22 protein-coding genes and 1 pseudogene are annotated in these 26,929 nt (G+C 63.0%); 11 read left to right on the forward strand and 12 right to left on the reverse strand.

Annotated elements, in window-relative coordinates; all coding sequences use genetic code 11:
• Positions 1-28 precede the first annotated feature (28 nt).
• The 4 genes from ABLI39_RS17400 to ABLI39_RS05195 form a co-directional block, all read right to left on the reverse strand.
• A complete protein-coding gene (locus ABLI39_RS17400; RefSeq protein WP_502935186.1) occupies positions 29-1,051 on the reverse strand; it encodes a glycosyltransferase family 4 protein in 1,023 nt (340 codons plus the stop codon).
• A gap of 1,245 nt (positions 1,052-2,296) precedes the next feature.
• A complete protein-coding gene (locus ABLI39_RS05185; protein WP_349412360.1) occupies positions 2,297-3,382 on the reverse strand; it encodes a glycosyltransferase family protein in 1,086 nt (361 codons plus the stop codon).
• Positions 3,379-3,666, reverse strand: a complete 288-nt coding sequence (locus tag ABLI39_RS05190; RefSeq protein WP_349412361.1) for a DapH/DapD/GlmU-related protein — start codon at positions 3,664-3,666, stop codon at positions 3,379-3,381. The genes ABLI39_RS05185 and ABLI39_RS05190 overlap by 4 nt, the downstream gene beginning before the upstream one ends.
• 1,280 nt (positions 3,667-4,946) lie before the next feature.
• Positions 4,947-5,573: an LbetaH domain-containing protein gene (locus ABLI39_RS05195; protein ID WP_349412470.1), complete on the reverse strand. Its 627-nt coding sequence runs from the start codon at positions 5,571-5,573 to the stop codon at positions 4,947-4,949.
• A 565-nt stretch (positions 5,574-6,138) separates the two neighbouring features.
• Between ABLI39_RS05195 and ABLI39_RS05200 the strand changes: the two genes are divergently transcribed.
• From ABLI39_RS05200 to ABLI39_RS05225, 6 genes are all read left to right on the forward strand, one after another.
• Positions 6,139-7,353 (forward strand): glycosyltransferase family 4 protein, encoded by a 1,215-nt coding sequence (locus ABLI39_RS05200; RefSeq protein ID WP_349412362.1) that lies wholly within the window; start codon positions 6,139-6,141, stop codon positions 7,351-7,353.
• Between the two features lie 65 nt (positions 7,354-7,418).
• Positions 7,419-8,447 carry a GDP-mannose 4,6-dehydratase gene (gene gmd, locus ABLI39_RS05205; RefSeq protein WP_349412363.1) on the forward strand — a complete coding sequence of 343 codons (1,029 nt, stop codon included), beginning with the start codon at positions 7,419-7,421 and terminating at the stop codon, positions 8,445-8,447.
• On the forward strand, positions 8,447-9,421 hold the full coding sequence (locus ABLI39_RS05210; protein ID WP_349412364.1) for a GDP-L-fucose synthase family protein: 975 nt from the start codon (positions 8,447-8,449) through the stop codon (positions 9,419-9,421). Before gmd ends, ABLI39_RS05210 begins: the two co-directional genes overlap by 1 nt.
• A 25-nt stretch (positions 9,422-9,446) precedes the next feature.
• Positions 9,447-10,916 carry a sugar transferase gene (locus ABLI39_RS05215; protein ID WP_349412365.1) on the forward strand — a complete coding sequence of 490 codons (1,470 nt, stop codon included), beginning with the start codon at positions 9,447-9,449 and terminating at the stop codon, positions 10,914-10,916.
• A gap of 701 nt (positions 10,917-11,617) precedes the next feature.
• Positions 11,618-12,862: a DUF4012 domain-containing protein gene (locus ABLI39_RS05220; RefSeq protein WP_349412366.1), complete on the forward strand. Its 1,245-nt coding sequence runs from the start codon at positions 11,618-11,620 to the stop codon at positions 12,860-12,862.
• A gap of 169 nt (positions 12,863-13,031) precedes the next feature.
• Positions 13,032-13,628 (forward strand): LPXTG cell wall anchor domain-containing protein, encoded by a 597-nt coding sequence (locus ABLI39_RS05225; protein WP_349412367.1) that lies wholly within the window; start codon positions 13,032-13,034, stop codon positions 13,626-13,628.
• A gap of 65 nt (positions 13,629-13,693) precedes the next feature.
• On the opposite strand, the pseudogene ABLI39_RS05230 reads toward ABLI39_RS05225, so the two are convergent.
• Positions 13,694-13,849: pseudogene (locus ABLI39_RS05230) on the reverse strand (acyl-CoA dehydrogenase family protein); the annotation flags it as partial.
• 249 nt (positions 13,850-14,098) lie between these two features.
• Between ABLI39_RS05230 and ABLI39_RS05235 the strand changes: the two are divergent.
• Both ABLI39_RS05235 and ABLI39_RS05240 read left to right on the forward strand, forming a co-directional pair.
• Complete coding sequence (locus ABLI39_RS05235; protein ID WP_349412368.1) at positions 14,099-14,764, forward strand: arsenate reductase/protein-tyrosine-phosphatase family protein; 666 nt, start codon at positions 14,099-14,101, stop codon at positions 14,762-14,764.
• 98 nt (positions 14,765-14,862) lie between these two features.
• The gene (locus ABLI39_RS05240) at positions 14,863-15,966 is read left to right on the forward strand and encodes an acyltransferase family protein (protein ID WP_349412369.1); all 1,104 of its coding nucleotides are present in this window, start codon (positions 14,863-14,865) and stop codon (positions 15,964-15,966) included.
• Here the strand turns inward: ABLI39_RS05240 and galU are convergent.
• From galU to paaA, 7 genes are all read right to left on the reverse strand, one after another.
• Complete coding sequence (gene galU, locus ABLI39_RS05245; protein WP_349412370.1) at positions 15,956-16,846, reverse strand: UTP--glucose-1-phosphate uridylyltransferase GalU; 891 nt, start codon at positions 16,844-16,846, stop codon at positions 15,956-15,958. The genes ABLI39_RS05240 and galU overlap by 11 nt on opposite strands.
• A 98-nt stretch (positions 16,847-16,944) precedes the next feature.
• Entirely contained in the window at positions 16,945-17,724 is a 780-nt protein-coding gene (locus tag ABLI39_RS05250; RefSeq protein ID WP_349412371.1) for an enoyl-CoA hydratase/isomerase family protein, read from the reverse strand.
• A gap of 38 nt (positions 17,725-17,762) precedes the next feature.
• Positions 17,763-18,995, reverse strand: a complete 1,233-nt coding sequence (paaE, locus tag ABLI39_RS05255; protein ID WP_349412372.1) for a 1,2-phenylacetyl-CoA epoxidase subunit PaaE — start codon at positions 18,993-18,995, stop codon at positions 17,763-17,765.
• Positions 18,996-19,010: 15 nt separating this feature from the next.
• Entirely contained in the window at positions 19,011-19,580 is a 570-nt protein-coding gene (gene paaD, locus ABLI39_RS05260) for a 1,2-phenylacetyl-CoA epoxidase subunit PaaD (RefSeq protein ID WP_349412471.1), read from the reverse strand.
• Positions 19,581-19,591: 11 nt separating this feature from the next.
• Positions 19,592-20,527 (reverse strand): 1,2-phenylacetyl-CoA epoxidase subunit PaaC, encoded by a 936-nt coding sequence (paaC, locus tag ABLI39_RS05265; RefSeq protein WP_349412373.1) that lies wholly within the window; start codon positions 20,525-20,527, stop codon positions 19,592-19,594.
• A complete protein-coding gene (gene paaB / locus ABLI39_RS05270) occupies positions 20,524-20,886 on the reverse strand; it encodes a 1,2-phenylacetyl-CoA epoxidase subunit PaaB (RefSeq protein WP_349412374.1) in 363 nt (120 codons plus the stop codon). The genes paaC and paaB overlap by 4 nt, the downstream gene beginning before the upstream one ends.
• A complete protein-coding gene (gene paaA, locus ABLI39_RS05275; RefSeq protein WP_349412375.1) occupies positions 20,883-21,914 on the reverse strand; it encodes a 1,2-phenylacetyl-CoA epoxidase subunit PaaA in 1,032 nt (343 codons plus the stop codon). Before paaA ends, paaB begins: the two co-directional genes overlap by 4 nt.
• Positions 21,915-22,132: 218 nt before the next feature.
• On the opposite strand from paaA, the gene ABLI39_RS05280 reads away from it, so the two are divergent.
• The 3 genes from ABLI39_RS05280 to ABLI39_RS05290 all read left to right on the forward strand — a co-directional run bounded on the left by ABLI39_RS05280 (position 22,133) and on the right by ABLI39_RS05290 (position 26,597).
• Positions 22,133-23,224: an LCP family protein gene (locus ABLI39_RS05280; RefSeq protein ID WP_349412376.1), complete on the forward strand. Its 1,092-nt coding sequence runs from the start codon at positions 22,133-22,135 to the stop codon at positions 23,222-23,224.
• Positions 23,225-23,233: 9 nt separating this feature from the next.
• Positions 23,234-24,319: an LCP family protein gene (locus ABLI39_RS05285; protein ID WP_349412377.1), complete on the forward strand. Its 1,086-nt coding sequence runs from the start codon at positions 23,234-23,236 to the stop codon at positions 24,317-24,319.
• Between the two features lie 61 nt (positions 24,320-24,380).
• Positions 24,381-26,597, forward strand: a complete 2,217-nt coding sequence (locus tag ABLI39_RS05290) for a S9 family peptidase (RefSeq protein ID WP_349412378.1) — start codon at positions 24,381-24,383, stop codon at positions 26,595-26,597.
• Positions 26,598-26,929: the final 332 nt, after the last annotated feature.

Here is a 26,929-nt window from a genome sequence, read left to right on the forward strand (position 1 = left end):
CGCCAATCTCATACCGCTCTAACCCCGCTCAAATGCGAAGGGACCCATTGGCCTGCTCGCCGAACAATTCGATGTATCGTTCTGCGCAAACGGCCATACTGAACATATTTTGTACTATTGGGGCAAGCTCACGAGCCCTGGTGCTTAGCTCGGGCCACCCATCAACGACTCTAGATATTGCCTCGGCAGCGTCATTGGCGTCATTGACTCGGAAGATTACCGCGGCCAGGGCCTCATCCAAGGATTCCGCAACTTGCGACGAACACACAATAGGGAGACCCGCTGCGGCTGCCTCAATGATACTTATGCTATGCGCCTCATTGTCGGACGGGTGGAAAAGAAAATCAGCCTCGAAAAGAACGTCCTCTGGCGTTGACGTGGTACCAGCAAAACGGCCCGGCTTTGGCCCAGAATTGTGCGCCGCCATCATCTCAGCCATGGAAGTACCCAATTCGGCGGGTCCCCACCACTCGAAATCTAGTTCGGGATGTCTGTGGGTGGCGGATTCGACGGCCTCAATCCAAAGCCCAGGATTCTTTTGCCGTGCGACCCTGGACAACGTCAGCGCCTTCCGAGGTACGAGGGAGGGCGATTTCTTGACCATTGACGAAGTTTGAGTCCCATTCGGCACCACTACGACCCTCACGCTGTGACCAAAATGTCGCACGTATTCCTCCGCCCCCTTAGCACTCACTGCAACAACGCACGACGTTCGGGATCGAAGGAGCTTCTCGGCAACGCGGAGGGAGGAAATAAGAAAATCATCCGTGGCACTGTGGAGAACAGTCACCACGGGCAGGTGGCTTGGCGCGGCTAAGCGAGCATATAGGTTAGGCAAAGCGCTGTGGGAGAGAACTACGTCTGGGCAAACTCGCGCGAACTCTCTCCGCAACCGCCGGATACGGGACCATTTCGAACCGCCCTTCGGTGATTCATCTAGGTATATGACCGAGGAGTCGTGCCCGGCCCTGCGCCATTCGACTGCCAACGAAGCGGCCAACGTTTCAGCACCTCCTACTCGAGGGCTGAGCAAAACCTGGGCAATTTTCATTCTAGTCAGCGCTCCCTTCTGGGCACTTAGAATTCCTATAAACGCTCCCGACGGCGGTTGCGTAACCTATTGCCATGATCAGCTGAGTTGCAATAATCCCCAAGGCAGCTCCTATGACCCCATAACGGGGTGTAACGACAATCAACATGCAAAGCTGCAAGGCGACCCCGATGACGGTAATGACGGCTACGGACCGGTCGTGTCCCATTGATTGGAGAATTACAGAGAGAGGCTGACTCACTATGGCCGGAATAACCGCCAACGCGAGAAGCTGCAGGACCTGAGTTGACGCCGCGTACTCTGGACCCAGCACAAGTCCAATCAAGACCGGGGCGCAAAAGACGAGAGCCAGGCAGCCAAGAATGGCAGTGGCTGGGAGCCATAGGGCTCTTTTTATATTGGGCCACGCATCTCTGAAATCGTTAGACATGGCAATGAAGGGAACGACAGCAGAGGAAAACCCGTTTACGAGAAGACCTAGAGGCTGCGTCCATTTGTTAATGGCACCGAAAATGCCAGCGGCCAAGGGGCCCCCGGCTGCCGTTATTATCGCCAAGTCGAGAGACTGCGCACTGATGGCGGCATTGGCGAGACCGTAATGTCCCGTGGACTCATACAGACGGACTGTAAAACCTGCGACGTGGGGACGGGCCGATCTGGGGGTCATCACCCAAGCGCTTGTCGCACCCATGATAGACCCGGCGCAGAGGGCGGCCCAAAGTCCGTCAAGCGGGGCGACGCCCAGGAGACATAATCCTGTAAAAACAAGGGCAACTGTGCATCGATCCGCGAGAATAGTCTGCGCCACAATCTCCCCTCTGGCCAAGGCGCGCAGAGGCACCAACGCAGTCTGAGATATCAAGACCGAAACCGCTATGGGGGCGGCGGACCAAATGACGCTGTCGGGTGCGTATGTTTGGAACCAGACGACGGCCGTGACACCCAGCCCGGCTGCAAATGCTAACTTAGTGAGCATCCGTCTTCCCAGCTCCACGTTGTTCAGTTTTCGACGCGACAGCTCGCGCACCCATAAAGCGTTAGTGCCGAAATCGACAAAACCGACGCAGGCAGTTCCAACAGCGATCGCGGCCACAACGGATCCGAATAAATCAGGGGTTGTTGATCTGGCCGCGACCGCATAGATCACTGCGACTATTACTTGGGAGAAGCCGGTAGCGGAGGCTAGTGCCACCGCTTGCATTCCCAATCCCCTACGACCCGTCGGGTGCGCCCCGAGACGAGACGTCATAGGAGGGCCATCGCGAAATCCGCCGCGCTCGAGGCGCCTACCTTTTCGGGCCTCTGCTTGCGGCTGGTCAGGGTGAAGGCATCCGTCAGGCTTGCGACGTCCAGTACGTGCCAACTCATCATGTCGGGATGGGACCTAGCATCGGATGCCAGCGATACCGCCCCCGCAGTTATTATTCGTGTGCCAGTTACGGTCGCTTTGCCAAGGATTCCGCTGGGGCCCTCGTTCGAATGGGCCAAGACGACACAGTCAACCGCGGCAACTAAAGAGTCCAATTCGTCGGAGTCCAGCAGCCTATTCTCTACGACAACCCTGTGCCCGGCTGATCTCGCTCTGGCTGCCGCATCCAATACTTCATCGAGGATCTGTTGATCAATTTGACCAGCTATGACGACCCCTAATGAAATGGGAGGACAGGCTGCCAAGGCATCCAGAACGATTACGGGATTCTTTCGCGCCGAGATCACTCCGATTACGCCGAACCAATACGTGCCTGGATCCAACATCAACTGTGACCGTACGGCCTCGATAGCGAGTCGGTCTGTCTGGACGGAGACCGGATCAGCAACAGCCGGGACATCTGATGATGATGCGCGCCATAGTGCGGACTTCAGGACCGTCGCACGAACGTTTCTCATTCGGTTCGCCCTACGTATCAAGAGCGCCTTCAGTTGCTTCTTCGCGAAGCGCATGCCGATTAGCCCAGAAGAAGGCACCGACTCACGCATTATCAACGTGGACACGGCCCCTGGTCCTCGCCATCTTCGCGTCCGAGCCAGTCTAAAAGTAAAGGCGTCGCCGTCGGGTACAACTGTGAGATCGGCGCTGAAATTTCGAGCATGCCGGGCTACGTCTTGTACAGCGAACTTTTCAGCCGTGGCTACTTTGATTTCGCCTATCCACTTCTTAATGTATAAACGAAATTCTGGGCGGTCCAGCGATGCGGCGCTCGTAAGCAAGGTCACATCATCGCCTCTTCTAAGTGCGCCCGCTATCAGGAGGTTTACGTAGTAGAACCGGTGCCCATCGGGACTCGGCTCGATAATTAGAGTTCTATTTGGTTCGTCATCCGTGATAGTCACTGCAGCCATCGCTTGTTCGGAGATCGCAGATCGATCATGTGTCGTTCACGGTCTTCGGCTGCAAATCGCCCGGATATGGGACGAGCGGGATTACCACCAACGATGGAGAACGGCTCGACGTCCTTGGAGACGACAGCACCAGCCGCAATGACAGCACCGTCGCCAATCGTTACGCCTGAAAGGACTATTGCCCCGAATCCGATCCAAACATCGTTTCCTATCACGACCTTGTCATCCAAGACAGCCTCGCGATCCCCGATCCAGGTCGAATAGCGCATTGGCATTCCGACCTCCTCGATTTCATGGTCCCGTCGTCCTACGAGGGCTACACCGCCCGCGATCATTGCGAAGTCACCGATCGATCCACTAACCTCCACTGTGCTGTTCCGGCCAATGGATACATGGTCGCCCAGCTTTAGGTGGTGGAGGGGCCTGACTATGGTTCCCGACCCAATCACTAGATTACTTCCGTAGCAAACGTTTGAACTCAGTGACCGCTTGATAAGAAGCCAGTTTCTGAAGTTACGGAGCGCCCTTCCAATCGAACTAGCGCCGCCCTTGCCCCTTGAATTTGGCGTAAACTTCGTTGAAGCAAAAACCGGATTCACCTCTGCTCCGTTTCGAATCATCGGAGGTATCTATTAATCAGTGTTCGGGCAAGAGCGCGGCCTGTCGCCGTGAGCGGGTAAGCGTACCCTGACTGATAAAAGTGCCTGTGAAGGTACCTGTCGGCAGCGGCATTAAAATCCCCCACCCGCTGCGAAACCCCCGCAGCTCCGTCGACATATAGCGGCGCCGCTGGTGTCGCATATATTTTGCGTTCTATGAAGCTATGCGTTGAGGCAGCGCCGAAACCACGATTCTGAACCAGGTTCACTCGCGGCAGTAGGCCGTGTCCCCCTTGGCTCCACACTGCGAAGACCCACTGATAATCCCAGATGTTCCGAGTCCCGAACTGGAGGGAATCGAACTTTGCAGACCAATAGGTACTGAACCACGGGTCACCGGCGCCGATCTTCGCTAGGGTGGCAGGTGAAAGGCGGTCGCGCCAGTCCCCTAGGTCAAAACTATAGTGCTCCCACGACTTCGCCCACGTTGCCCAGCCCCAAGTCATCGGATACCGCGACCTTCGTACAGAATTACTACCAACTAGTCTTTCAGGAACGGGCGAGTAGCCCCCAATAGACATAGTTGAAGAGTCACGACTTTCAATCAGGCTTCGCCAGCAATATCGGAAGAAGTCCCCGTGGGGTATGCAGTCATCTTCTAAAATTATTCCGGCCTCTTCATGTTGGAAGAACCAAGAGATTGCTTCCCTCACATGGTTCCCTGCACCTAAATTAGTAGGCGATCTGCGAATTTCAATGCTGCACGGCCAGCCTGCAGCGTGGACAATTTTTGAAACCTCATCTACTTGGGTGCATTCACCCGCAACTGAAGTTCTGGGCCCGTCAATAGAGATGTAGACGCGGTCCGGCTTGGCTGCCATTACTGCGGCAATCAGACTTCGGGTGAGATCAGGCCGTCGAAATAGTACCAAGAGAACTGCCTTGTTATTCATGAGTTACTGTCCCGTCCCATCCGTGGCCAAGCTTGAAGCAGCGTTCGGTACAGCCACAGAAGCGGGTGCGCACACTATTGTCCCATCAGGGACATCTTTGAAAACTAGCGTCGTTGCACCTACGACCGCACCCCTTCCTATGGTGACTCCGCGCAAAATGGTTGCTCGAGCTGCAATCCAGGCACCGTCGTGGACTCTTATTGGGGCATTATCGAATTCGAACGTCGCCGACTCCATTGAGTGGCTTCCCGTGCAAAGAAAAGCTTGCTGCGAGATACACACGTTGGAACCGATGCGGATCGGCTCAAGATTTAATAACCAGGCGTCAACGCCTATCCAGGTACTGTCACCGACGTGGAGTTTCCATGGCCAATGAATTCGAACTCGATCGCGTATGAGAACATTATTCCCAATAGACGATCCGAAAAGTCGGAGGATCCTAACTCGCAGGACCGGGGGGCACCATATTCTTTCAACGACCGCGCGCGACACAACCACCCACAAAGCCTGAATAAACAGACTCCTCCCCTTGTCGTATCCGGCCCCTGTAAAGCCTGCAAGGTCTCTCATGAATTCCGCCGCCAACCCGTCACGTCGGCGATCAGGTCCGCGATTATGGAGTGTCCACATTGCAGCATGTCGTTTGGGCTCCAATCCAGGAAGCTTCACGCGGCTCCTAAGGCGGGCCGATGGTCGGGTGGGAGCCCCATCTTCGTGCCAACGGAAGCCTGATATGACCAAGTTACCCGTTCCCACGATATCTAGAGCCCGCAGCAACTGTAGTAGATATTCCCGGGCAAAGCCCGCAACTACTCGCTGTCAGCAGCGAGCGGTGCGTGATACTTCTCGGAACGGCCCGGAGCAAACGACGCGACGACCCATCAGGGCCTTTCTTCAGGGTCGTTCTCACTGGCTTGCGGGCTGGTGACTCAGACTGCACTCAGGGACTCGTGCTCGGTCGTTGGTCGTGTTTTGGAGCGTTCCACCCAGGGCTGCATCCTCGGCTCCAGCTCATTCTGACCAGGGACGCGGAGCATCCTGCGGCACGAATGACGGAAACGTCATATTGGTTGTTCGACGTTTAGGCGGCAGTAGACCGTGGCCTCGTGCCCGAATTGCGTCTGGTCGACTAGGTGATTCAGCAGACTCTTGCTAGAGTCCGGCGACCCATCAGACTCTTGCTAGAGTCGAATCCATGTCTTCCCGCCCCCTCAACATCGCCATTCTCGGCCTCCATTACGCCCCTGAGTCGACGGGCAACGCCCCTTATACGACCGGATTGGCAGAGGGCCTAGCGGATGCGGGCCATCACGTGAAGGTCATTACAGGATTCCCGCATTATCCTGAATGGCGGCTGCAGGAGGGATCCGGAGAGTGGTCCCGCCACGAAATCAAGAACGGGGTGGAGCTCACACGGTTGCGACACTACGTTCCTGCGCGACCCAAGATCGCGGGCCGGCTACTCATGGAACTCAGCTTTGGGCTGCGACTGATTTTTGCAGATTGGGGAAAACCGGATGTTGTGATCATGGTCAGCCCTGCCCTGTTCTCGACTGGGATGGCCCAATGCAGAGTGAGGTTGACTTTTCGCCGACCACTCGCCGCAATCTGGGTGCAGGACTTGTACAGCAGAGGGGTGGTTGAGACCGGCTCCGTTAAGGGTTATTTGGCTAGCGCGCTCGCCACAATAGAGTCCAGGATCCTCAAGTCTGCCGACGGTGTAGTGGCAATCCATGACAGGTTTGCCAGTCACCTTGTGGACGGCCTGGGTGTGGCACCAGAGCAAGTCGAAGTCATAAGGAACTGGACTCACCTCCCTGAGCGAGATCCCGCCGACCGCCTGCAGACTAGGCGGGATCTTGGATGGGCTGATGACGAGATAATTGTTCTGCATGCGGGAAACATGGGGGCTAAGCAGGGCTTAGAAAACGTCGTGTCCGCAGCGAGAATCTCTGACGCCCGTGCCAGCCGGGTTCGTTTCGTCCTAATGGGGGACGGAAACCAGCGCCGGCGACTTGAAGCGATCGGCCGCGACGTTTACCGCCTAAACTTCTTGGATGGACTGCCTACTGGCCGGTTTCAGGCAGCGCTGGAAGCAGCAGATGTCCTATTAGTCAACGAGTTGCCCGGAGTGCGAGATATGGCGGTCCCGAGCAAGCTAACGTCATACTTCAGCTCAGGAGTTCCGGTGTTGGCGGCAACCGATGCCGATAGCGTCACGGCCGCTGAAATATCTGAGTCAGGCGGAGGGGGCGGGTGGACGCAGGGAATCCCGCAGCACTCTATGATGCGGTTTTGGCTCTGGGGACCGACAAAGCGAGGTCCAAAATGCTCGGCGCCAACGGGCTCCGCTATCGACGTGACGTGCTTTCGTCAACGAACGCCATCTCCAGATACGATGACTTCGTGATCAGGATGATTACCGCGCGAGGCCGGCTGGGCTAAGTCGTAAGACAACCAATATGGGGGAAAGACTTGAATAAGCGTGCCTTGATAACGGGGATAACGGGCCAGGATGGCTCCTACCTCGCAGAACTCCTGCTGAGCAAAGGATATGAAGTCCATGGGCTGATTCGCCGTGCTTCAACATTCAACACCACCCGTGTAGACCACCTCTACGTCGATTCGCACGATCCCAAGGCCAAACTCTTCCTTCACTACGGGGATCTGAGCGACGGCGCACGACTGGTCACGCTGCTGGCTCAGATCAAGCCGGACGAGGTCTACAACCTGGCGGCGCAGTCCCATGTCCGGGTGTCGTTCGATGAGCCCGAACACACGGCCGACACCACCGGCGTCGGGACGATCCGACTCCTTGAGGCAGTCCGTATGTCAGGGATCGAGACCAAGTTCTATCAGGCCTCGTCGTCGGAAATGTTCGGCGCGACACCTCCTCCGCAGAACGAAGAAACCCCGTTCTACCCGCGGTCACCCTACGGTGCCGCTAAGGTCTACAGCTACTGGATAACCAAAAACTACCGCGAGGCCTACGGCATGTTTGCTGTCAATGGGATCCTTTTCAACCACGAATCGCCGCGCCGGGGCGAGACGTTTGTGACGCGAAAGATCACCCGCGCCGTCGCCGCTATCAAGGCCGGAAAACAAGATCTGCTTTACATGGGAAACCTTGACGCCGTCCGTGACTGGGGCTACGCAGCCGAATACGTGGAAGGCATGTGGCGAATGCTCCAGGCCGACGACCCCGACGACTTTGTGCTCGCCACGGGCGGCAACTACACCGTCCGGGACTTCCTGCGGCTCTCCTTCGAACACGCCGGGCTCAATTGGGAGGACCACGTGCGCTTCGACGAGCGCTATCTCCGGCCAACCGAGGTTGACGCCCTAGTCGGTGACGCCACCAAGGCTCAGGAAAAGCTGGGCTGGAAGGCCTCGGTCCACACGCCGGAACTCGCCCGCATCATGGTGGACGCCGACATTGAGGCCCTCAAGCACGCCGGCCATCACTGGATCGATAGCGTGGACCTGGAAAGTTGGAACAACTAGTGGGTGCAGAAGTCACATTCGTCCCGGGCAAGCTGGATCGTTCCTCGACATTCTACGTCGCCGGTCACTGCGGACTCGTCGGTTCCGCCATCTGGCGCAACCTAGAGGCCGAGGGCTTCTCCGCCCTCGTCGGCCGGTCGTCCTCGGAACTGGATCTAAAGAACCGTGATGACGTCTTTGCTTTCTTTGCCGAGACGAAGCCGCGCTATGTGGTGCTTGCCGCGGCCAAAGTGGGCGGCATTCTCGCCAACAATTCGTACCCTGTTGACTTCCTCAGCGACAATCTGAGAATCCAGGTCAACGTTCTCGACGCCGCACGCGAGCACGGTGTCGAACGGCTACTGTTCTTGGGTTCGTCCTGCATCTACCCGAAATTTGCCGAACAGCCTATCCGGGAAGAGTCGCTCCTGACCGGACATCTGGAACCGACCAACGACGCGTATGCCATCGCCAAGATCGCCGGCATCATGCATGTCCAGGCGACTCGGCGCCAGTACGGACTGCCGTGGATCTCTGCGATGCCCACCAATCTCTATGGGCCCGGCGACAACTTCTCACCGGAAGGTTCTCACGTTCTGCCCGCCCTCATCCGCCGCTACGACGAGGCGGCCAGTAACGGAACGGCCAGCGTTACCAACTGGGGCTCCGGCTCTCCCCGTCGCGAGTTCCTGCACGTCGACGATATGGCGGCAGCCTGTCTGCATCTGCTAGAGAACTACGACGGCTCTGAACAGGTCAATGTGGGGACGGGAACCGACGTGTCGATCAAAGAACTCGCCTCAATTGTTGCCGGGGTCGTCGGCTACGACGGGGAGATAATCTGGGACACCACCAAGCCTGATGGCACACCACAAAAGTTGCTCGACGTTGCCAAACTATCGGATTCCGGGTGGAAAGCCAGCATCAGTCTTAGTGACGGAGTCAAGCGCACGGTGGAGTGGTACCGCGCGAATGCGGACCATATCCGGTCGTGATTCAAGTCTTGTTCGGGGGTGACAAGTGACAACGCAAAAGCTGGCCGAGCCACAGGCTGGCAGGCTTGATGACTGGCGTTCCAAGTATTCCAGCCGGCTAAGGATTATCGATGCCGGAGTCGTGGTCTGGGCAGTAGCAGGGGCATACGGTGTTCGATTCGGGTTCTCCGATATCGATTCCGATACCACTCAGGACGTTGGCTACGTTGTGTTATCGGCAGCTCTCATGCTTGCATGGTGGCTCATGCTGGGTTTGTGGGGGTCCAGAGAGCCTCGCATATTGGGCTCCGGCGCCGACGAGTACAAGAGAGTCCTGGCCAGTTCCGCATGGCTATTCGGCTTATTAGCAGTGGTTTCGTATGCCGTGCGCATAGACACCGCTCGAGGTTTTATCGGTCTGGCATTCCCGGCTGGCGTGCTCGGCCTATTGGCCGCGCGGTGGCTGATCCGCCAGCACCTGAGCCTCGAACGAAAGGTCGGCAAAAGCAGCGCCCGCGTACTCATCATTGGTGGACCTCATTCGGTCGCCCATCTGGTGCAATCGCTCAATAGGGCACCTGCGGCAGGCTATATGCCGGTGGCAGCGCATCTCCCAGGGGCGCCGGGGGATACTACCATCGTACCTGGCACAGCCATACCGGTAACTGGAGTGCAGTCGGATGTCGATTCCATTCTAACGGTCATCAGTGAGATCCGGGTGGATGCGGTGGCTATATCTGCCGGTGTAAACCTGCATCCGAAAGACCTCCGCCGGCTGGGGTGGGAACTGGCGGCAAGGGACATCGGTCTGATTTTGGCGCCCGCGCTGACCGACGTGGCGGGCCCTCGCATCCACACACAGCCGGTAGCGGGGCTGCCCTTGATTCATGTCTCCACCCCGAAATTGACCGGAGGAAAAAAGGTTGCCAAGCGAACCTTCGACATCGCCATAGCAGGGCTCCTGCTCGTGCTGCTCTCTCCGGTCTTTCTCGCGCTGGGAGTCTTGGTCAAGCTGACGGACGCCGGACCGATGTTCTACCGCCAGGAGCGAATCGGTCTTAGGGGGACGACGTTCTACATGTTGAAGTTCCGTTCCATGAAGATCAATGCCGATGCCGAACTGCCGGCACTCCTAGACGCTCAAGGTTCCAGCGACACTCCGCTGTTCAAGATTGAGAATGACCCCCGCATAACGCCGCTCGGGCGGGTATTGCGAAAGTATTCGCTCGATGAACTTCCCCAGCTGCTAAATGTACTCGGCGGCAGCATGAGTCTGGTCGGGCCTCGTCCCCAGCGTGAGGGAGAGGTTGCTCTTTACGACGACGCCGCCCACAGACGTCTATACGTCAGCCCGGGAATGAGCGGGCTTTGGCAGGTTAGCGGACGCTCCAACCTGTCTTGGGAAGAGAGCATCCGACTTGACTTGTATTACGTGGAGAACTGGTCCCTCATGGGCGATGTTGTAATTCTTCTTAAAACATTCAAAGCCGTATTTGGAAGCAACGGCGCCTTCTAACGCACTCCTGCAGGAAAGCCTATGGATCGCGTCTAGCATGCGGCCTTACACGTTGAAGAGAGAAAATGGAAGTCACGAATAGCTCTGACGCAGGCCGAACTGCCGGGCGGCATAACGGTACTTCTGCCGGACGTAAACGCCAACGGCGCATCTCCCGGACCATCTTGCTGACTGGTCTGGCCGCAGTCCTCGTCTCGGGAATCGCGGCAACGACGTGGCTCGGTTCCCGGGCCAGCATTATAAAGAACGAACTTGAGGCCTCGATTCAGCTCGTTCCTGTTCTAAAGGACAACATCGCTGCAAGCAAACAGGAGGAAGCCAGCGCCACGGTTGCTCAGCTGCGCTCCCACACAGCGGCCGCCCGCGACGCTGCTGGCGATCCGGTGTGGACCCTAGCCTCCGCTGTTCCCGGCATTGGCGCGAATTTTAGCGCCGTCGCTGAGATTGCGCGTTCGGCCGACGACGTCTCCACACTAGGTGTTGCCCCGTTAGTAAAGGTCTTTGAATCCCTCAAGTGGGACAACCTCCTGCCAAGCAGCGGGGGAGCGGACCTCGGACCCGTCCGAAGCGCCTCCCCTAGCGTTTCGGCCGCGGCCCACGCCGTGCGAGCCTCTGCCGAAAGGCTGAACGGAATCGATGCGGACACGCTATGGCCGCAGGTAGCCAAGCCGCTGACGCTGGCCCGGCAGCAGCTGCAGACGGTGACCGGCGCCCTCGATGCCTCTGCGAGCGTAGCCAAGATCGCGCCCGGCATGATGGGAGCCGACGGGCAGCGGAGCTACCTACTCATGATCCAGAACAACGCCGAATCTAGGGCCTCGGGTGGCATCCCGGGTGCGCTCGCGGTGCTCACTCTGGACAAGGGCAAGCTGTCGTTGGGTGAACAAAGCAGCGCAGCCGAGGTGGGGACCATGTCTCCGACGTTGCCGGTCGATCCGGAACAGCAGCAGATCTACTCCACCCGCCTCGGCATGTACATGCAGGACGTCAACCTGACCCCGGACTTCCCCACTGCGGCCAGCACGGCGCAGGCGATGTGGGAGAAGAAGACCGGCCAGCACGTGGACGGGGTGATTTCCTTGGATCCCGTGGCGCTGGGTTATGTCTTGGACGCCACCGGGCCGGTCAGGACTACTAGTCCGGAATTGCTGGCCTTGACCAAGACCGGACTGCCGGTCGAGCTAACCGGCAAGAATGTTGTGCCGACGCTTCTTTCCGACGTCTACGCGAAAATTGCCCGTCCCCAACTTCAGGACGTGTACTTCGCCGGTGTGGCCCAGGAAATCTTTGCCGCGCTGTCCAGCGGAAAAGGTGAGGGCAAAGGGCTGATCGAGGGGCTTTCGCGGGGAGCGGCTGAGGGCCGGATTCTTCTTTGGTCCGGTGCGAAGGATGAACAGGCGGTCCTCAACAATTACACCGTAGGCGGAGCAATTTCGGGTCCGGGCGTCGCCCCCGCGCAGTTCGGGGTTTATTTCAACGACGGCACCGGCGCCAAAATGGACTACTACGTCAAGAGAACCGCTCAGCTTGTCAAGGAATGTCCCGCCGACGGTTACCAACGAACCAGGGTCCGCATCACCAGCACCAACACGGCACCGGCGGACGCAGCCACGTCGCTGCCGGCCTACGTCACCGGAGCAGGCGACTTCGGCGTTCCCGCCGGTTCCGTCCGGACCAACGTGATCGCCTACGGTCCGGTCCAGGCGGACGTGGAGACTGCCAGCGTTGACGGTAAGAAGGCCGGCTTCGCAGCGCAGCAGCACGCCAATAGGCCGGTGGGAAGCGTGACCGTTACCTTGGCGCCTGGCCAGAGCAGCACGGTCGACTTCTCCTTCGGCAGGATCGTGCAGCACGCAGAACCCACCGTCGTTGTCACGCCCACCGTGCAGCCGGTCAAAGAGGTTGTGCTGGCGACCGAAAATGCGGTTTGTGAGACATCCAAATAGCGTGTAGGTAAAGACTTAGTAAAGAAACTGGAGTCACTTTGGCAACACGCCTTTTTGATGCTACCGTCTGCAAAGGCTTAACAAATGAGATTTCACCTACGGTTGCTCGGGACCAGGAATCTCCACCATTCCACGTAATTCACGTCAGTACGGTCTCAGGGGGACACGCATGAAGAAATCACTCGCGGCAGTTGCACTTGCCGGATCCATCGCACTCGTAGGGGCGGTTCCGGCCATGGCAGTAACCCCGTACCCGGCACCGCCGGCCCAGGGCACCGTGTCCGACGGAACCGTCGCACCCGGCGAAGCATTCACCTTCTCCGGTTCGGGCTTCACGCCCGGTGAAGCGATCACCGTTACGGTCACGCTCACGGGCGCCCCGCAGGCGCTCGGCGGCAGCACCGGCGGCGGTGTCAGCATGGCCGTCTCCGGCAAGATCAGCCTGCCGATGGCCACGCAGACGTTCAGCACCAAGGCTGACGCCAATGGCAACTTCGCGCTGCCGCTGACCATCAGCGAGGCCGGCACGTACACGCTGACCGCTACCGGCCAGACGTCCGGCAAGACCGTTACCGCCACAGTGAAGGTCTCCGGCGCTGCCGTCGGCACCAGCCTGGCGAACACCGGGAGCGGCGCCGGCCTGGCCAACACAGGCGCTGACGCCAGCCTGCTGCTCTGGACCCTCGTCGGCGGCGGCGCCCTCGCCGCCGGCATCACCTCGGTTGTGGTGGTGCGCCGTCGCGCCAAGGCAGACGTAGCAGTCTAGTTCTCAGGACTGCCAGCAGTAGACGCGGTGGGGGGGGGGGGGGGGGGGGGGGAAGGGGAGGGGGGGAGATGGTAGGAGGGCGTATCCCGGTCGATGAAGCAGTGGACCAGTTCGCCTTCGCCGCCGCGCGCAGTGGCGTCCTTGCCGAAAATGCCGAGCCGGGTCCAGGCCGGCGAGAGGCTCGTGAAGATCTTCCGCCCGGTGAATCCGTAGCTTCCGTCCGNCATGAAGCACGAAAGAACGGGTGTGGTATTTATTAGGTCCATGGGGGAACTTGGGGCTACCGGCAGACATTGGCGCACGAAAAGAAGATGGCAGCCTAACTTTTCGTTTCCGTTGCCAACGGGACAAGCACGCCCCTACATCTTCCTCACGCTCCTGGCAGCGGCCGCCCTGGGAATGGCCGCCTTGGCAATGCTGAGGACTTCATAGGACCGGCACGGCGCCCAGGAGGGATAGACTCAGCAACTATGCCGCCTAAAAGCCTGGACCTAGAAGGTCGCAACGACTCCGTGCCGATCCCAGTAAGAATCCTCACAGTCTGCACTGGAAACATCTGCCGCTCCCCCGTCGCCGAACGCCTGCTCCAGGCCGGGCTCGACCAAGTGCAGCCCGGCGCTTTCCGGGTACGCAGCGCCGGGACCCGGGCCATGGTGGGCGATCCGGTCCAGCCGCTCTCGGCAGAAATCATCAGCACTTACGGCGGTTCAGCGGACGCGTTTGCGGCACGGCAACTCACTCCGGCGATTCTGCGCGATAGCGATCTGGTGCTGACCATGGCTACCAGCCACCGCGGCGAGGTCCTGCAGCTTGATCCCTCGCTGTTGAAACGAACCTTTACCATCCGTGAGTTTGCCCGCATGCTTCACGTCTTGGCCGGGCGCGAGGACGGCGCGCCAGCCGGGGCGGATCCGCGAACCACATGGCGGGAACTCCCTACCCGGGCGGCCTCGGTCCGGCACCTGGCACTAGCCGCGGATGCTGCCGACAACGACGTCGTCGACCCGTACCGCCGCGGCGAGGAAACATACCGGCAGATGGAGGACCAGCTGGCGCCGGCAATCCTCACCATCCTGCGGTTCGCCCGCTCCATTTCCGCGCCGAAAACTCTGGACGGGCAAACGGCCTTCCCGTAGGCTGGCGGCTCAGGCGGCAGCAGGGTCAGAGGCCGCATGTATGGGGGGGGATTAACCTGTCCGTCGAGAATGGTCTCCGCGCGAATGATGCGCGCCGGGTGAAGCTGCCGTGGGTGGATTTCGCCAAGGGTCTCTGCATGGTGCTGGTGGTGCTGTTCCACTCCGCGCTTTTTATGGAAACACAGGTCAACGGCGACGTTGTGGGCTTCTGGTGGCCGGTGAGCGAGGCGCTGAGCCCGATCCGGATGCCGCTCTTCTTCTTCATCTCCGGGCTGCTCAGTGTCAGCGCCCTCGGCAAGGGCCTGGGCCAGTCCCGGCAGCGCACCCTCGGCCTGTACTACGTCTACCTGATCTGGACGTTCCTGTTCCTGATGCGGCTCTGGCTGCCGCTCTCGCGCAACGGCGCCCCGGCCCCTTCCGCCGGCGACCTGGTCCTGAGCCTGCTGCTCCCGACGTCGTTCTGGTATCTGTATGCGCTGCCGGTCTTCTTCCTGGCGTCCTGGCTCCTGACGCGGGCGCTGGGCCGGTTCAGCGCCTACGTCCTGATCCCGCTGGCGCTGCTCAGCGCCCTCTCGCCGTTGCTGGAGCCATTGACCCAGCCGATCGTCACGGCCCCGCTCGATGCCCTGAAGGTCCCCTCGCTGGCAACCCACTTCGTCTGGTTCTACCTCGGGGTGCATGGCCGGAGCCTCTGGGACCGGCTGATGGCGTCGGCCTCGTACGGCCGGCTGGCCCTGGCCGCCGCCGCGTACACCGCGCTGGTGGTCCCGATGATGCTTTTCGACCTGAAACTCGAGCTGAAAGTGCCGCTGTCCTGCCTGGCACTGTTCGCCATGGCGCAACTGGTGGCCCTGGTGCGGATGGACGCACGGGTCCCCCGCTGGCTGCAGAACCTCGGCAGCCAGACGTTGCCGGTCTACATTTTCCACATCTTCCTGATCTCGGTGATCAGCGCCCTAGTCAAGGTCAGCGGCCTGCTGCAGCTCCTGCAGTCGAACCTGCCGCTTTCTAATGCGCTGCTGCCGCCGCTCATGACGATCCCGATCGTAGTGGCCACGGTGTGGCTCGGGAAGCTGATCCGGTCCGGCCCGCTCTGGTGGTTGCTCCAGGCGCCGCCGGCGCTGGTGGGACGCAAGCCGGCCAGGACACCGGTAGCCGCCGAGGTGCCCGGCCCGGGGCAGGCGGGACCCGTCAGTTCGTGAAGGCCTTGAGCCAGGTCTTGAGTTCCTCGCCGAAGTCGACGCGCTCGGAGGCGATCGAGATGACCGCCTTGAGATAACTCAATTTGTCTCCGGTATCGTAGCGGCGGCCCCGGAAGATGACCCCGTGGACCCCGCCGCCCGCGGCGTCGGACGTGGCGAGGACCTGCAGGGCGTCGGTCAGCTGGATTTCCCCGCCGCGGCCGGGCGCGGTGTCCTCCAGGACGTCAAACACGGCCGGGTGCAGCACATAGCGACCGATCACGGCCAGGTTCGACGGCGCTTCCTTCGGGGCGGGCTTCTCGACCAGGCGGTTGACCTGGAAGTACTCCTCCCCCGGCACCGGCGAGATGTCCGCGCACCCGTAGGCGCTGATCTGCGCCGGGTCCACCTCGATCAGGGCGATCACGGACCCGCCGGTCTGCCGTTGCACGTCCATCATCGCGGTGAGCAGTTCATCGCGTTCGTCGATCAGGTCATCGCCCAGCAGCACGGCGAACGGCTCATCCCCCACGTGCTGGCGGGCGCACAGGACCGCGTGCCCAAGCCCCTTCGGATCGCCCTGGCGGAGATAGTGGAGCGGTCCGAGGCTGGAGGCGTACCTGACCGCTTCGAGCCGGTCCAGGTCGCCCTTGTCTTCAAGCGTCCGCTCGAGGGTGGGCTCCCGGTCGAAGTGGTCCTCGAGGGCACGTTTCTGGCGGCCGGTGATCATCAGCAAATCGCTCAGGCCGGCCCGCATCGCCTCTTCGACGACGTACTGGATGGCCGGCTGGTCCACCACCGGCAGCATTTCCTTGGGCATCGCCTTCGTGGCCGGCAGGAAACGCGTCCCCAATCCGGCCGCGGGTATAACAGCTTTTCGAACCGGTTTCCCCAACGTCATATCCGCACTGTACAAGCGCGTTCTGGAAATGAGAATGGCTGGAATGAAAGACAAGTACCGCGGCAGCCCGGCCCGTCCGGGCCGCCCCGGGAGGGCGATCAGCCCTTGAAAACAGGGGTGCGCTTCTCCTGGAACGCCCGGAAGCCCTCGGCATAGTCCTCGCTCTTGCAGAGCCGGGCCTGCTCGGCGTTCTCCTCTTCCATGGCTTCCCAGAGGCCCAGCCGCTGGTCGCGGAGGTGCGCCACCAGCTCCTTGCTGGCGTTGAACGCGCCGGTTGCCCCGGCGGCCACCCGGGCGACGATGCCGCGGGTGGTCTCCAACAGTTCGTCCGCCGGCATGGCACGGCTGAACATCCCCTGCGCCACCGCCTCGGAGCCGCTCATCAGCTCGGCGGTGTAGATCAGGTCCAGGGTCCGGTGCATGCCGAGCCGCTCGGTGAAGTACCAGTGCCCGCCGGAATCCAGGGTGGCCCCCAGCTTGGCGAAGGGGGACCCGAACTTGGCATTCTCGGCAACGTACACCACGTCCGTGGCGAGCAGCAGCCCGAGTCCCACGCCGAGGCAGGCGCCCTGCGCGGCGGCGAAGGTGGGGGCCGGGAAGGCGCTCATCTTCTTCAGCAGCGGCTGGACGAGCCCGCCCAGGTAGGCCTGGGCGTCGTCGCTTTCCGGGGTCACACCGGCGATGTCCCGGCCCGCGCAGAAGGCGCGGCCCTCACCGCGGAGCAGCAGCGCCCGGACCTCGCCGCGCGCGGCGGCCGCGGCGGCGTCGTCGTACGCCTGTGCCAGATCCTGCAGGGCCTGCTCATCGAGTGAGTTCAGCTTCTGCGGTGCGTCCAGGACGATCTCGGCGACGGCGTCGGCGATGGTCAGGGAAATCATGCGGCTCCTTGGCTGCGTGGGGCGGGCGTCGAAAAAATTTAGACGTCGAAGTCGACGGTGACTTCGGGGGTGGTGGGATGGGACTGGCAGGTCAGCACATAGCCCTTGTCCAGTTCATCCTGTTCCAGGGCGTAGTTCTCGTCCATCGTGACCGAGCCGGTGACGACCTTGGCGCGGCAGGTGCCACAGACCCCGCCGGCGCAGGCGAACGGAACGTCGGGCCGGACGCGCAGCGCCGCGTTGAGGATCGATTCGCGGGCGTGCGTGGGGCTCGCCACCTCGCCCTGGAGGCCGTCGAGCTTGAAGGTGATCTTGTATGTCGCCTGGGACTCGTCCACGATCACCGGCCGGCCGGCGTTGCCCTCGGGGCGGTCCGGCTTGCCTGTGGTGAACAGTTCGAAGCGGATGTGGTCCGGGTTGACGCCGCGCGCCGCCAGGGTGTCCCGGCACAGCTGGACCAGCTCGAACGGGCCGCAGAGGAACCACTCGTCGACGTCGTCGGCGTGGATGGCGGTGCCCAGCAGGGCCTGCAGTTTCTCCGCGTCGATCCGGCCGCTGAGCAGCGGGGCGATGCGCTGTTCGCGGGAGAGCACATGGTGCAGGGCGAGCCGGGAGGGGTACTTGTCCTTCAGGTCCGCGAGCTCCTCCAGGAACATCACGTCCATGGCCGCCTTGTTGGCGTAGATCAGGTCGAAGCGGGTATCCGGGTGTGCCGCGAGCAGGGTGCGGGCTATCGCGATCACCGGGGTGATGCCGGACCCGGCGGCGATCGCGACGAAGGAGCCGGCCTCCCCCGCCATCGCCTGGGCCATCTCCTCTGGGTGGTTCATCGAGTTCATCAGGTTCTGCTCTTTGCCGTCCCGGCCGTGCCTGGACACGAAGGCGCCCATCGGGCTCATCACGTCCAGGACGTCGCCGGCCCTGAGTTCGGCATTGGCCCAGGTGGAGAACACGCCGCCCAGGTCCTTTTTGATGGCGACGCGGATTTCGCTGCTGCCGTCGGCGAAGCTGCGCGGCTCGGCGCAGATGGAGTAGCTGCGCCGGACTTCCTTCGGCTCGCCGGACTCGTCCGGCAAGGTGGTGCGGAGCGCGACGTACTGGCCGGGCAGGTAGTCGAACTGTCCCGCCAGCTCCGCCGGCACGCCGAAGGTGACCTCGATCGCGTCGTCGGTGAGGCGGCGGACCTCGTCCACCGCCAGCGGATGGAAGGACGCACGACGGCGGCCGGTGGCTGCAGCCGCTTCAGCGGCGGTCTGGCGGACAACAGTCATGGGAGCACCTGTTCCTTACAAAACTTTGAAGTAGTCGAACGGTTCCTTGCAGTCCTGGCAGACGTAAAGCGCCTTGCAGGAGGTGGAACCGAAGCGGGTGAGTTCCTTGGTGTTCAACGACGAACACTGCGGGCACTTGACGGCGAGGGACAGCCGGACCGGGCCGGCGTGCCGCAGTGCGTTGGAGTGTCCGGAGGGCGGGGCGATGCCGTACTCCTCCAGCTTGGCTTTGCCGGCCTCGCTCATCCAGTCGGTGGTCCACGCCGGGGACAGCACCAGCTCCACGTTGACGCTCGGGTAGCCTTCGCGGGTGAAGGCAGCCGTGAGGTCGTCGCGGATGGTGTCCATGGCGGGGCAGCCGGAGTAGGTGGGCGTGATGGTGATGTGAACCGTGGGAACCATCCCGCCGTCGCCGGCGGCCGGTTCCTTGGTCACCTCGACGTCGCGCAGGATCCCGAGGTCCGCGATCGTCAGGACCGGGATCTCCGGATCGCAAACCGTGGCGGCGAGGTCCCAGGCCTTCTGCTCTGCAGTCTTCTGCTCCCCGGGCGCCGACGACGCGGCCGTGGGATGGCTGACATACATCTCCGGCATGGTTACCAGCTCGCTCCGGGGAATTCGCGCGCCAGCACCTGCATTTCGGCCAGCAGGTAGCCCAGGTGTTCGGAGTGGAGTCCGCGGCGTCCGCCGCCCGGGGCGGACTGGACCTGCGGAACGTCGAGTTCCGCCTCGGCGAGCACTTCGCCGGTGAGACGGTCGAAGTCGGCACGCAGGCTGGAGGGCTGGACGGCGGCGCCGGCCTCACTGAGCCGGGCGGTGAGCTCGTCGTCGCGGAACAGCTCGTCGACGTAGGGCCAGACGACCTTGAGGCCGTGGACCATCTTCCCGCGGGACTCATCCGTGCCGAGCGCCAGGCGCTGCACCCACTGGGCGCTGTGGTCGCGGTGGTAGTCCACTTCCTTGACGGCCTTGGCGGCGATGCCGGCGAGGGTGGCGTCGGTGGATTCGGCGAGCCGGCGGTACAGCTCGAACTGGTAGTAGCTCACCACGAACTGCCGGGCGATGGTGACCGCGAAGTCGCCGTTGGGGATTTCGAAGATCTCGACGGAGCGGAATTCGTGCTCGCGGCGGAAGTAGGCGAGGTCGTCCTCGCTGCGGGCCGTGCCGTCCTCTCCGAGGGCGCCGCCGGCGTAGCTGAGGAAGGACCGGGCGTGGCCCAGCTGGTCCAGCGCGATGTTGCCCAGGGCGATGTCTTCTTCGAGCTCCGGGGCGCGGGAGATCCAGTGGCCCAGGCGCTGCGAGAGGACCAGGGCGTCGTCGCCCAGGCGCAGGGCGAACTCGGCCACGTCCTCGCTGGGCTTGGCGGTGCCGCAGCTGACGGCCAGGGCGATGTCCTCCGGGCGGAGGGCGTTGCCAGGGGTGATGCGGGTGGCGCTGGCCGTGGCCTCGCCAGTGCCGCTGGCTCCCGCGACGCCGACGTTGAGGTCGCCGTGGCCGCCGGTTTCTTCCTTCGTTTCGGGCGAGGTGCTCACAGGTGCTTCACACCCTCACTCTTGGTGTAGTAGGTCGCGTGCCGGTAGTCCTTGCCCTGCGGCGACTCGAAGAACGCGCCCTTGGCGTCCGGGTCGGACGAGGCGATCGCGTCCGCGGGGACTACCCAGATGGACACGCCTTCGTTGCGGCGGGTGTAGAGGTCGCGGGCGTTGCGCAGGGCCATGGCGGCATCCGGCGCGTGCAGGGAGCCTGCGTGGACGTGGGAAAGGCCGCGGCTGGAGCGGACAAAAACTTCCCAGATGGGCCAGACGTTGCCTGCGTGCGGTTCGGGGGTTGGGGCCACGATGACAGGGGTCCCCGGCCGAGCTTGCGAGGTTGGGGAGTCATTGGGGATCATGCTGCGGATTCCTTCTCTGCTTGCTTCCGGGCCTGCTTGTCCGCGTACGCGGCAGCGGCTTCGCGCACCCAGGCGCCGTTGTTGTGGGCTTCGCGACGCCGTTCCAGTCGCTGGGCGTTGCAGGGGCCCCGGCCGGCCAGGACTTCGTGGAACTCATCCCAGTCCAGCGGCCCGTGCTCCCACTTGCGGGTTTCCTCGTTGAAGCGGATGTCCTTGTCCGGCAGGGTCAGGTCCAGGACCTTGACCTGCTCCATCATCATGCCGACGAAGCGGTTGCGGAGCTCGTCGTTGCTGAAGCGCTTGATGTTCCAGGCCATGGACTGCTTGGAGTTGGGCGAGTCGTCATCCGGCGGGCCGAACATCATCAGCGCCGGGGCGTACCAGCGGTTCACGGCGTCCTGCGCCATCTGCTTCTGCTCGGGCGTGCCGTGGGAAAGTTCGAGCAGGATCTCGAAGCCCTGGCGCTGGTGGAAGGATTCTTCCTTGCAGACGCGGACCATGGCGCGGCCGTAGGGGCCGAAGGAGGCGCGGCACAGCGGCACCTGGTTGGCGATAGCGGCGCCGTCGACCATCCAGCCGATGGCACCCATGTCCGCCCAGGTGCGGGCGGGGTAGTTGAAGATGGAGGAATACTTGGCCTTGCCGTCCATCAGGTCCTGCATCATCTGATCGCGCGGCTGGCCGAGAGTCTCGGCGGCGGAATACAGGTACAGGCCGTGGCCGGCCTCGTCCTGGACCTTGGCCATCAGGATGGCCTTGCGCTTGAGGCTCGGGGCGCGGGAGATCCAGTTGGCTTCCGGCTGCATGCCGATGATCTCCGAGTGCGCGTGCTGCGAGATTTGGCGCAGCAGGGTCTTGCGGTAGGCCGGGGGCATCCAGTCGCGGGGCTCGATCCGCGAATCCTCCGCCATGACCTTGTCGAAATACGCCTGGCCCTCGGCATCACGGCGGGCCGCGTCCTCGGGGCTCATTTCGTGCCGTGCCGGCGATGGCCCGGCGGGCACTGACTGCAGGGTCTGCGATGCCATGGTTGCTCCTATGCGTTTCCGATAAATAATTACCGACCGTTCGTTCAGGATATGCGGAAGGCGGGAAGCGAGTCAAGGACCAGAGGACTCAAGGAAAACCCAAGGTCCGCCGGATAGCGTCTGCCTGACCGACTGCAGCGGGGTCTCCCGGCGATCCTCGCCGGACGTTGCACGAAGTTCAGGGGACGCTCATGTCGACGCGTGCAGCATTTGATTTGATGGAAACACAAGGCCCCGGACGTCTGCCGGTGTCGACGCAGCTGGTGCCGGCGGCCCAAACCGGCGGGCGGAAGCTGCGGCGACGCACGTTCCTGGCCGCCGTCCTGGTCCTCCTGCTGATGGTTTCCGGCGCGGTCGGGGCCTATCTGCACTCCCTGGCGCAGATCTACGACACCCAAACCATCAAGATCGTAAACGCCTTTCCCCCCGATGCCCTCCGCGTCGCTCCCCCGGCCGTCCCCGCCGGCGCGGAACGGCCGATGAACATCCTGCTGATGGGAAGCGACAGCCGCGACACGTCCCAGGGCGCGGCATCGGCCAAGGCGGCCGCCGGGGAGGCATCCAACCAGCGCTCAGACACACTCATGCTGCTGCACATCCCCTCGGACCGCAGCCACGTCTACAGCGTCTCGCTGATGCGCGATCTTTGGGTCGACATCCCGGACCACGGCAAGGCCAAGATCAACGCCGCCCTGGCTTTCGGCGGGGTTCCGCTGATGGTCCGGACCGTCGAGGAACTCCTCCAGCAGCGGATCGACCACGTGGTCAGCATCGACTTCGAAGGGTTCAAGGGCCTCACCGACGCCCTCGGCGGCGTCGACGTCGACGTGAAGGTCCCCTTCACCGCCGACCGCAACCGAAAATACGTCTTCACCGAAGGCAAGAACACGCTCAACGGCGCCCAGGCCCTGGCCTTCGTCCGCGAGCGCTACGCCTTCGCCGACGGCGACTACCAGCGGGTGCGCAACCAGCAGACATTCCTGCGGGCAGTCATCGCGAAAACGTTCAACGGCGGCACTCTCGGAAACCCGGTTACCCTGCACAACGTGCTCAGCGCCGTTTCCCCCTACCTCAGCGTTGCTCCCGGTCTGGACTCCGTCGAGGTCGCGCGCCTGGCGTTCAGCCTCCGCGGCGTTCGGGGCGGAGACGCGGTGTTCTTCACCCTTCCCACCGCCGGCATCGGCACCTCCGCAGACGGCCAGTCAATCGTGCTGCCGGATGTCGCTGCCATCGAGGAGATCAAGGCGGCACTCACCGCCGACAAACTGGGCGAGTACACTGACGCCAAGAACTTCGGCAACGGCAACTAAAGGGACTATATGGCACAGGAACCGCCGGACCCCCAAGGTCCTGACGGGCGAGCCCTCCCGGCGGCTGCCGGCTGGAACCGGCGGCGCAAGCTGGGGGCCGCGGCCGCCGCGGCCCTGCTGGTGATCGCCGTGGTCATCACGGCCGTGGTCCTGTCCCTGCCGAAGCCCCAGGCGGCGGCCCCGCCCACTGCCGCGCCTCCCACCACGGCGTCGCCGACGCCGACGCCGACCCCAACCCCCACGCCCACCCCCACGCCTGAACCGGCCCCGACGGACCTGAATATCCTGCTGATCGGCAGCGACAGCCGCGTCAACGCCCGCGGCGAGGCCTTGGCCGGCAACGGGTCCGACCAGCGCGGCGACGTCCTGGTCTTCCTCCACCTCCCGGCCGACCGGCAGAGCATCTACGGCATTTCCCTCATGCGCGACCTGTGGGTGGACATCCCCGGCTACGGTGGAGGGAAGATCAACGCCGGGCTTGAGCGCGGAGGGATTCCGCTGCAGACACAGACCGCGGAGTCCCTGCTGGGCCAGCCGATCCAGCACACTGTGATGGTCGACTTTGAGGGCTTTGCCGCCCTTATCGACGTGCTGGGGGGAATCGACGTTGACGTGACACGGCCCTTCACCGGCACCATTGAGACCCAGCACTACTTCGGGCCTGGCGTGAACAAGCTCAGCGGCGCCCTGGCCCTCGATTTCGTCCGCGAGCGCAAGGCGTTCTCCGATGGCGACTACCAGCGGGTCCGGAACCAGCAGACCTTCCTCAAGGCCGTGCTCGCCAAGGCGCTGGGGAGCGGCGTCCTGGTGGACCGCGGGACGGTTCACTCGTTCGTGACCGGCGTGCTGCCCCACGTTTCGGTGACTCCGGGGCTGACCCAGGAAACCCTGGAACGGCTGGCCTTCAGCCTGCGCAGCGTCCCGGCCGGCAACGGGACGTTTTTCACGCTTCCGACGGCCGGCATTGGCACGAGCTCGGACGGCCAGTCAATTGTGCTGCAGAATCCCGGGGCGACTGCCGAGGTGGCCGCCGCGCTGGCCTCCGGAGGGCTCGCCAACTACGTGGCCTCCCACAACCTGCAGAACGGAAACTAAAGCCGCGACCCATCCGGTCCGGGGGTCCGGTCCAGGACGTGCGCGGCGGTAGATTGGGTCCATGACGCAGACTTCCGTGCAGCCCTCCCCGCAGCCCCCCGTCGCCAAAAAGGTACCGGTGCCCCGCACGCACCACGGTGACGTCTTTGAGGACAACTACGAGTGGCTGCGGGACAAGGAATCCGCCGAGGTCGTGGAACTGCTGAAGGCCGAAAACGCGTACCAGGAGGCGGTCACCGCCCACCAGGAACCGCTGCGCGAGGCCATCTTCCAGGAGATCAAGGGCCGCACCCAGGAGACGGACCTCTCCGTGCCGAACCGCAAGGACGGCTGGTGGTACTACACCCGCTCGGTCGAAGGCAAGGAATACGGCATCGCGTGCCGCGTCCGCGCCCAGGACAGCGGCGACCCGGTGGCGGACTGGACGCCACCCGCCGTCGAGGTCGGCGTCGACATTGCCGGCGAGGAAGTCCTCCTGGACGGCAACCTCGAGGCCGAGGGCAAGCCCTTCTTCGCCGTCGGCGGGTCCGCCGTGACCATCGACGGGAACCTGTACGCCTACGCCGTGGACAACGCCGGCGACGAGCGGTTCACACTGCGCATCAAGGACCTCCGCACCGGCGAACTGCTGCCGGACATGATCGAGAACGTTTTCTACGGCCTCTCCTTCTCCCCCGACGGCACCCGGATCTTCTACACCGTGGTGGACGCGTCCTGGCGGCCCTACCAGGTCAAGGCCCACGTGCTGGGCACCCCCGTCACCGACGACGAGGTGATCTACCAGGAGGACGACGTCGCCATGTGGCTCGGCTTCGAGCTCTCCGCGGACCGGCGCCACCTGGTCCTGGGGATCGGCTGCTCCGAGTTCAGCGAGACCCGGTTGCTGCGGTTCGACGCCCCCGACGCCGGGCTGACCACCGTGATCTCCCGCGACGAGCGCATCCTTTACGAGGCCGAGCCGTTCGTGCTGGCCGACGCCGCGGGAGCCGCACAGGAAACCATCCTGATCACGCACAACAAGGACGCCATCAACTCGATGGTCTCGCTCGTGGACCCGGCCGAGCTCGCCAAGCCGCTCGCCGAGCAGCACTGGCGGACCGTCGTCGAGCACTCCGACCGTGTGCGCGTCAACGGTGCCGGCGTCACCGCCACCCACCTCGTGCTGTCCATCCGCAAGGACACGATCGAACGCGTGCAAGTCCTGCCGCTGGCCGGGCTCGGCACCGCGGACCAGGGCGCACCGGTGGAACCGGCCTTCGACGAGGAGCTGTACACGGCCGGGGTGGCCGGGTCCGACTACGAGGCGCCCGTGATCCGGATGGGCTACACCTCCTACTTCACGCCGTCGCGGGTCTATGACTTTGTGCTGCCCACGGCGGAGCAGCCCGCGGGCGAACTGCTGCTGCGCAAGGAGAGCCCGGTGCTGGGCGGTTACTCGGCCGCCGACTATGTGGCGACCCGGGAGTGGGCGGTGGCCGAGGACGGCACCCGGATTCCGCTCTCGGTGCTCCGGCACACCTCGGTGCACCGGGACGCGACCGCAGCGGGCCTGGTCTACGGCTACGGCTCCTACGAAATGAGCATGGACCCGGGCTTCGGCATTCCGCGGCTCTCGCTGCTGGACCGCGGCATCGTGTTTGTGATCGCGCACATCCGCGGCGGCGGCGAGCTCGGCCGGCACTGGTACGACGACGGTAAGAAGCTGCACAAGAAGAACACCTTCACGGACTTCATCGCGGCCACCGACTGGCTGGCCGGCTCCGGCTGGGTGGATCCGGCCCGGATCGCGGCCATGGGCGGTTCCGCCGGCGGCCTGTTGATGGGCGCCGTGGCCAACCTTGCGCCGGAAAAGTACGCGGCGATCGTGGCGGCCGTGCCGTTCGTTGATGCGCTGACCACCATCCTGGACCCGGAACTGCCGCTCTCGGCGCTGGAGTGGGAGGAATGGGGCAACCCGATCACGGACCCGGAGGTGTACGCGTACATGAAGTCCTACACGCCGTACGAGAACGTCCGGGCCGCGGCGTATCCGAAGATCGCGGCGGTCACCTCGTTCAACGACACCCGGGTGCTCTACGTGGAGCCCGCCAAATGGGTGCAGCGGCTGCGCGAGGTGAACACCGGCAGCGAGCCGATCGTGATGAAGATCGAAATGGAGGGCGGCCACGGCGGCGCGTCCGGCCGCTACGTGCAATGGAAGGAACGCGCCTGGGACTACGCCTTCGTCGCGGACTCCCTCGGCGCCACCGAGCTGCTCCCGGGCGCCGGGCTGAAGTAACCGCTCGATCGATTGCTCCGTAGCGGCCCTTACGGGGCAGCCCGGGCAGGGCGCGACGGGCCAGCCGCTGCGGAGCCCACACTCGCTCCCCCACCCAGCAAGCCCGCGGACGTGGCCACTGAACCGGCGCCCGTCACGCCGTCGGCCACACCTACAGACACCGCCCCGCCGGCATCATAGGCCGGGGCGTAGGTGCGTAAGTCTGCGCAGCGCGGACCACGCCGGTTCGCCAGAGATGGCCGCTACGGAACTCCCCATGGCGGCCTTTTTTGGCGAAGCGTTGACCCCCTTAGCGCCAGCGCGGGTTGCTGGCTGTCCGGCTTCCGCTTGCC

This window comes from Pseudarthrobacter sp. B907 (assembly GCF_040137805.1).
Classification (GTDB): domain Bacteria; phylum Actinomycetota; class Actinomycetes; order Actinomycetales; family Micrococcaceae; genus Arthrobacter.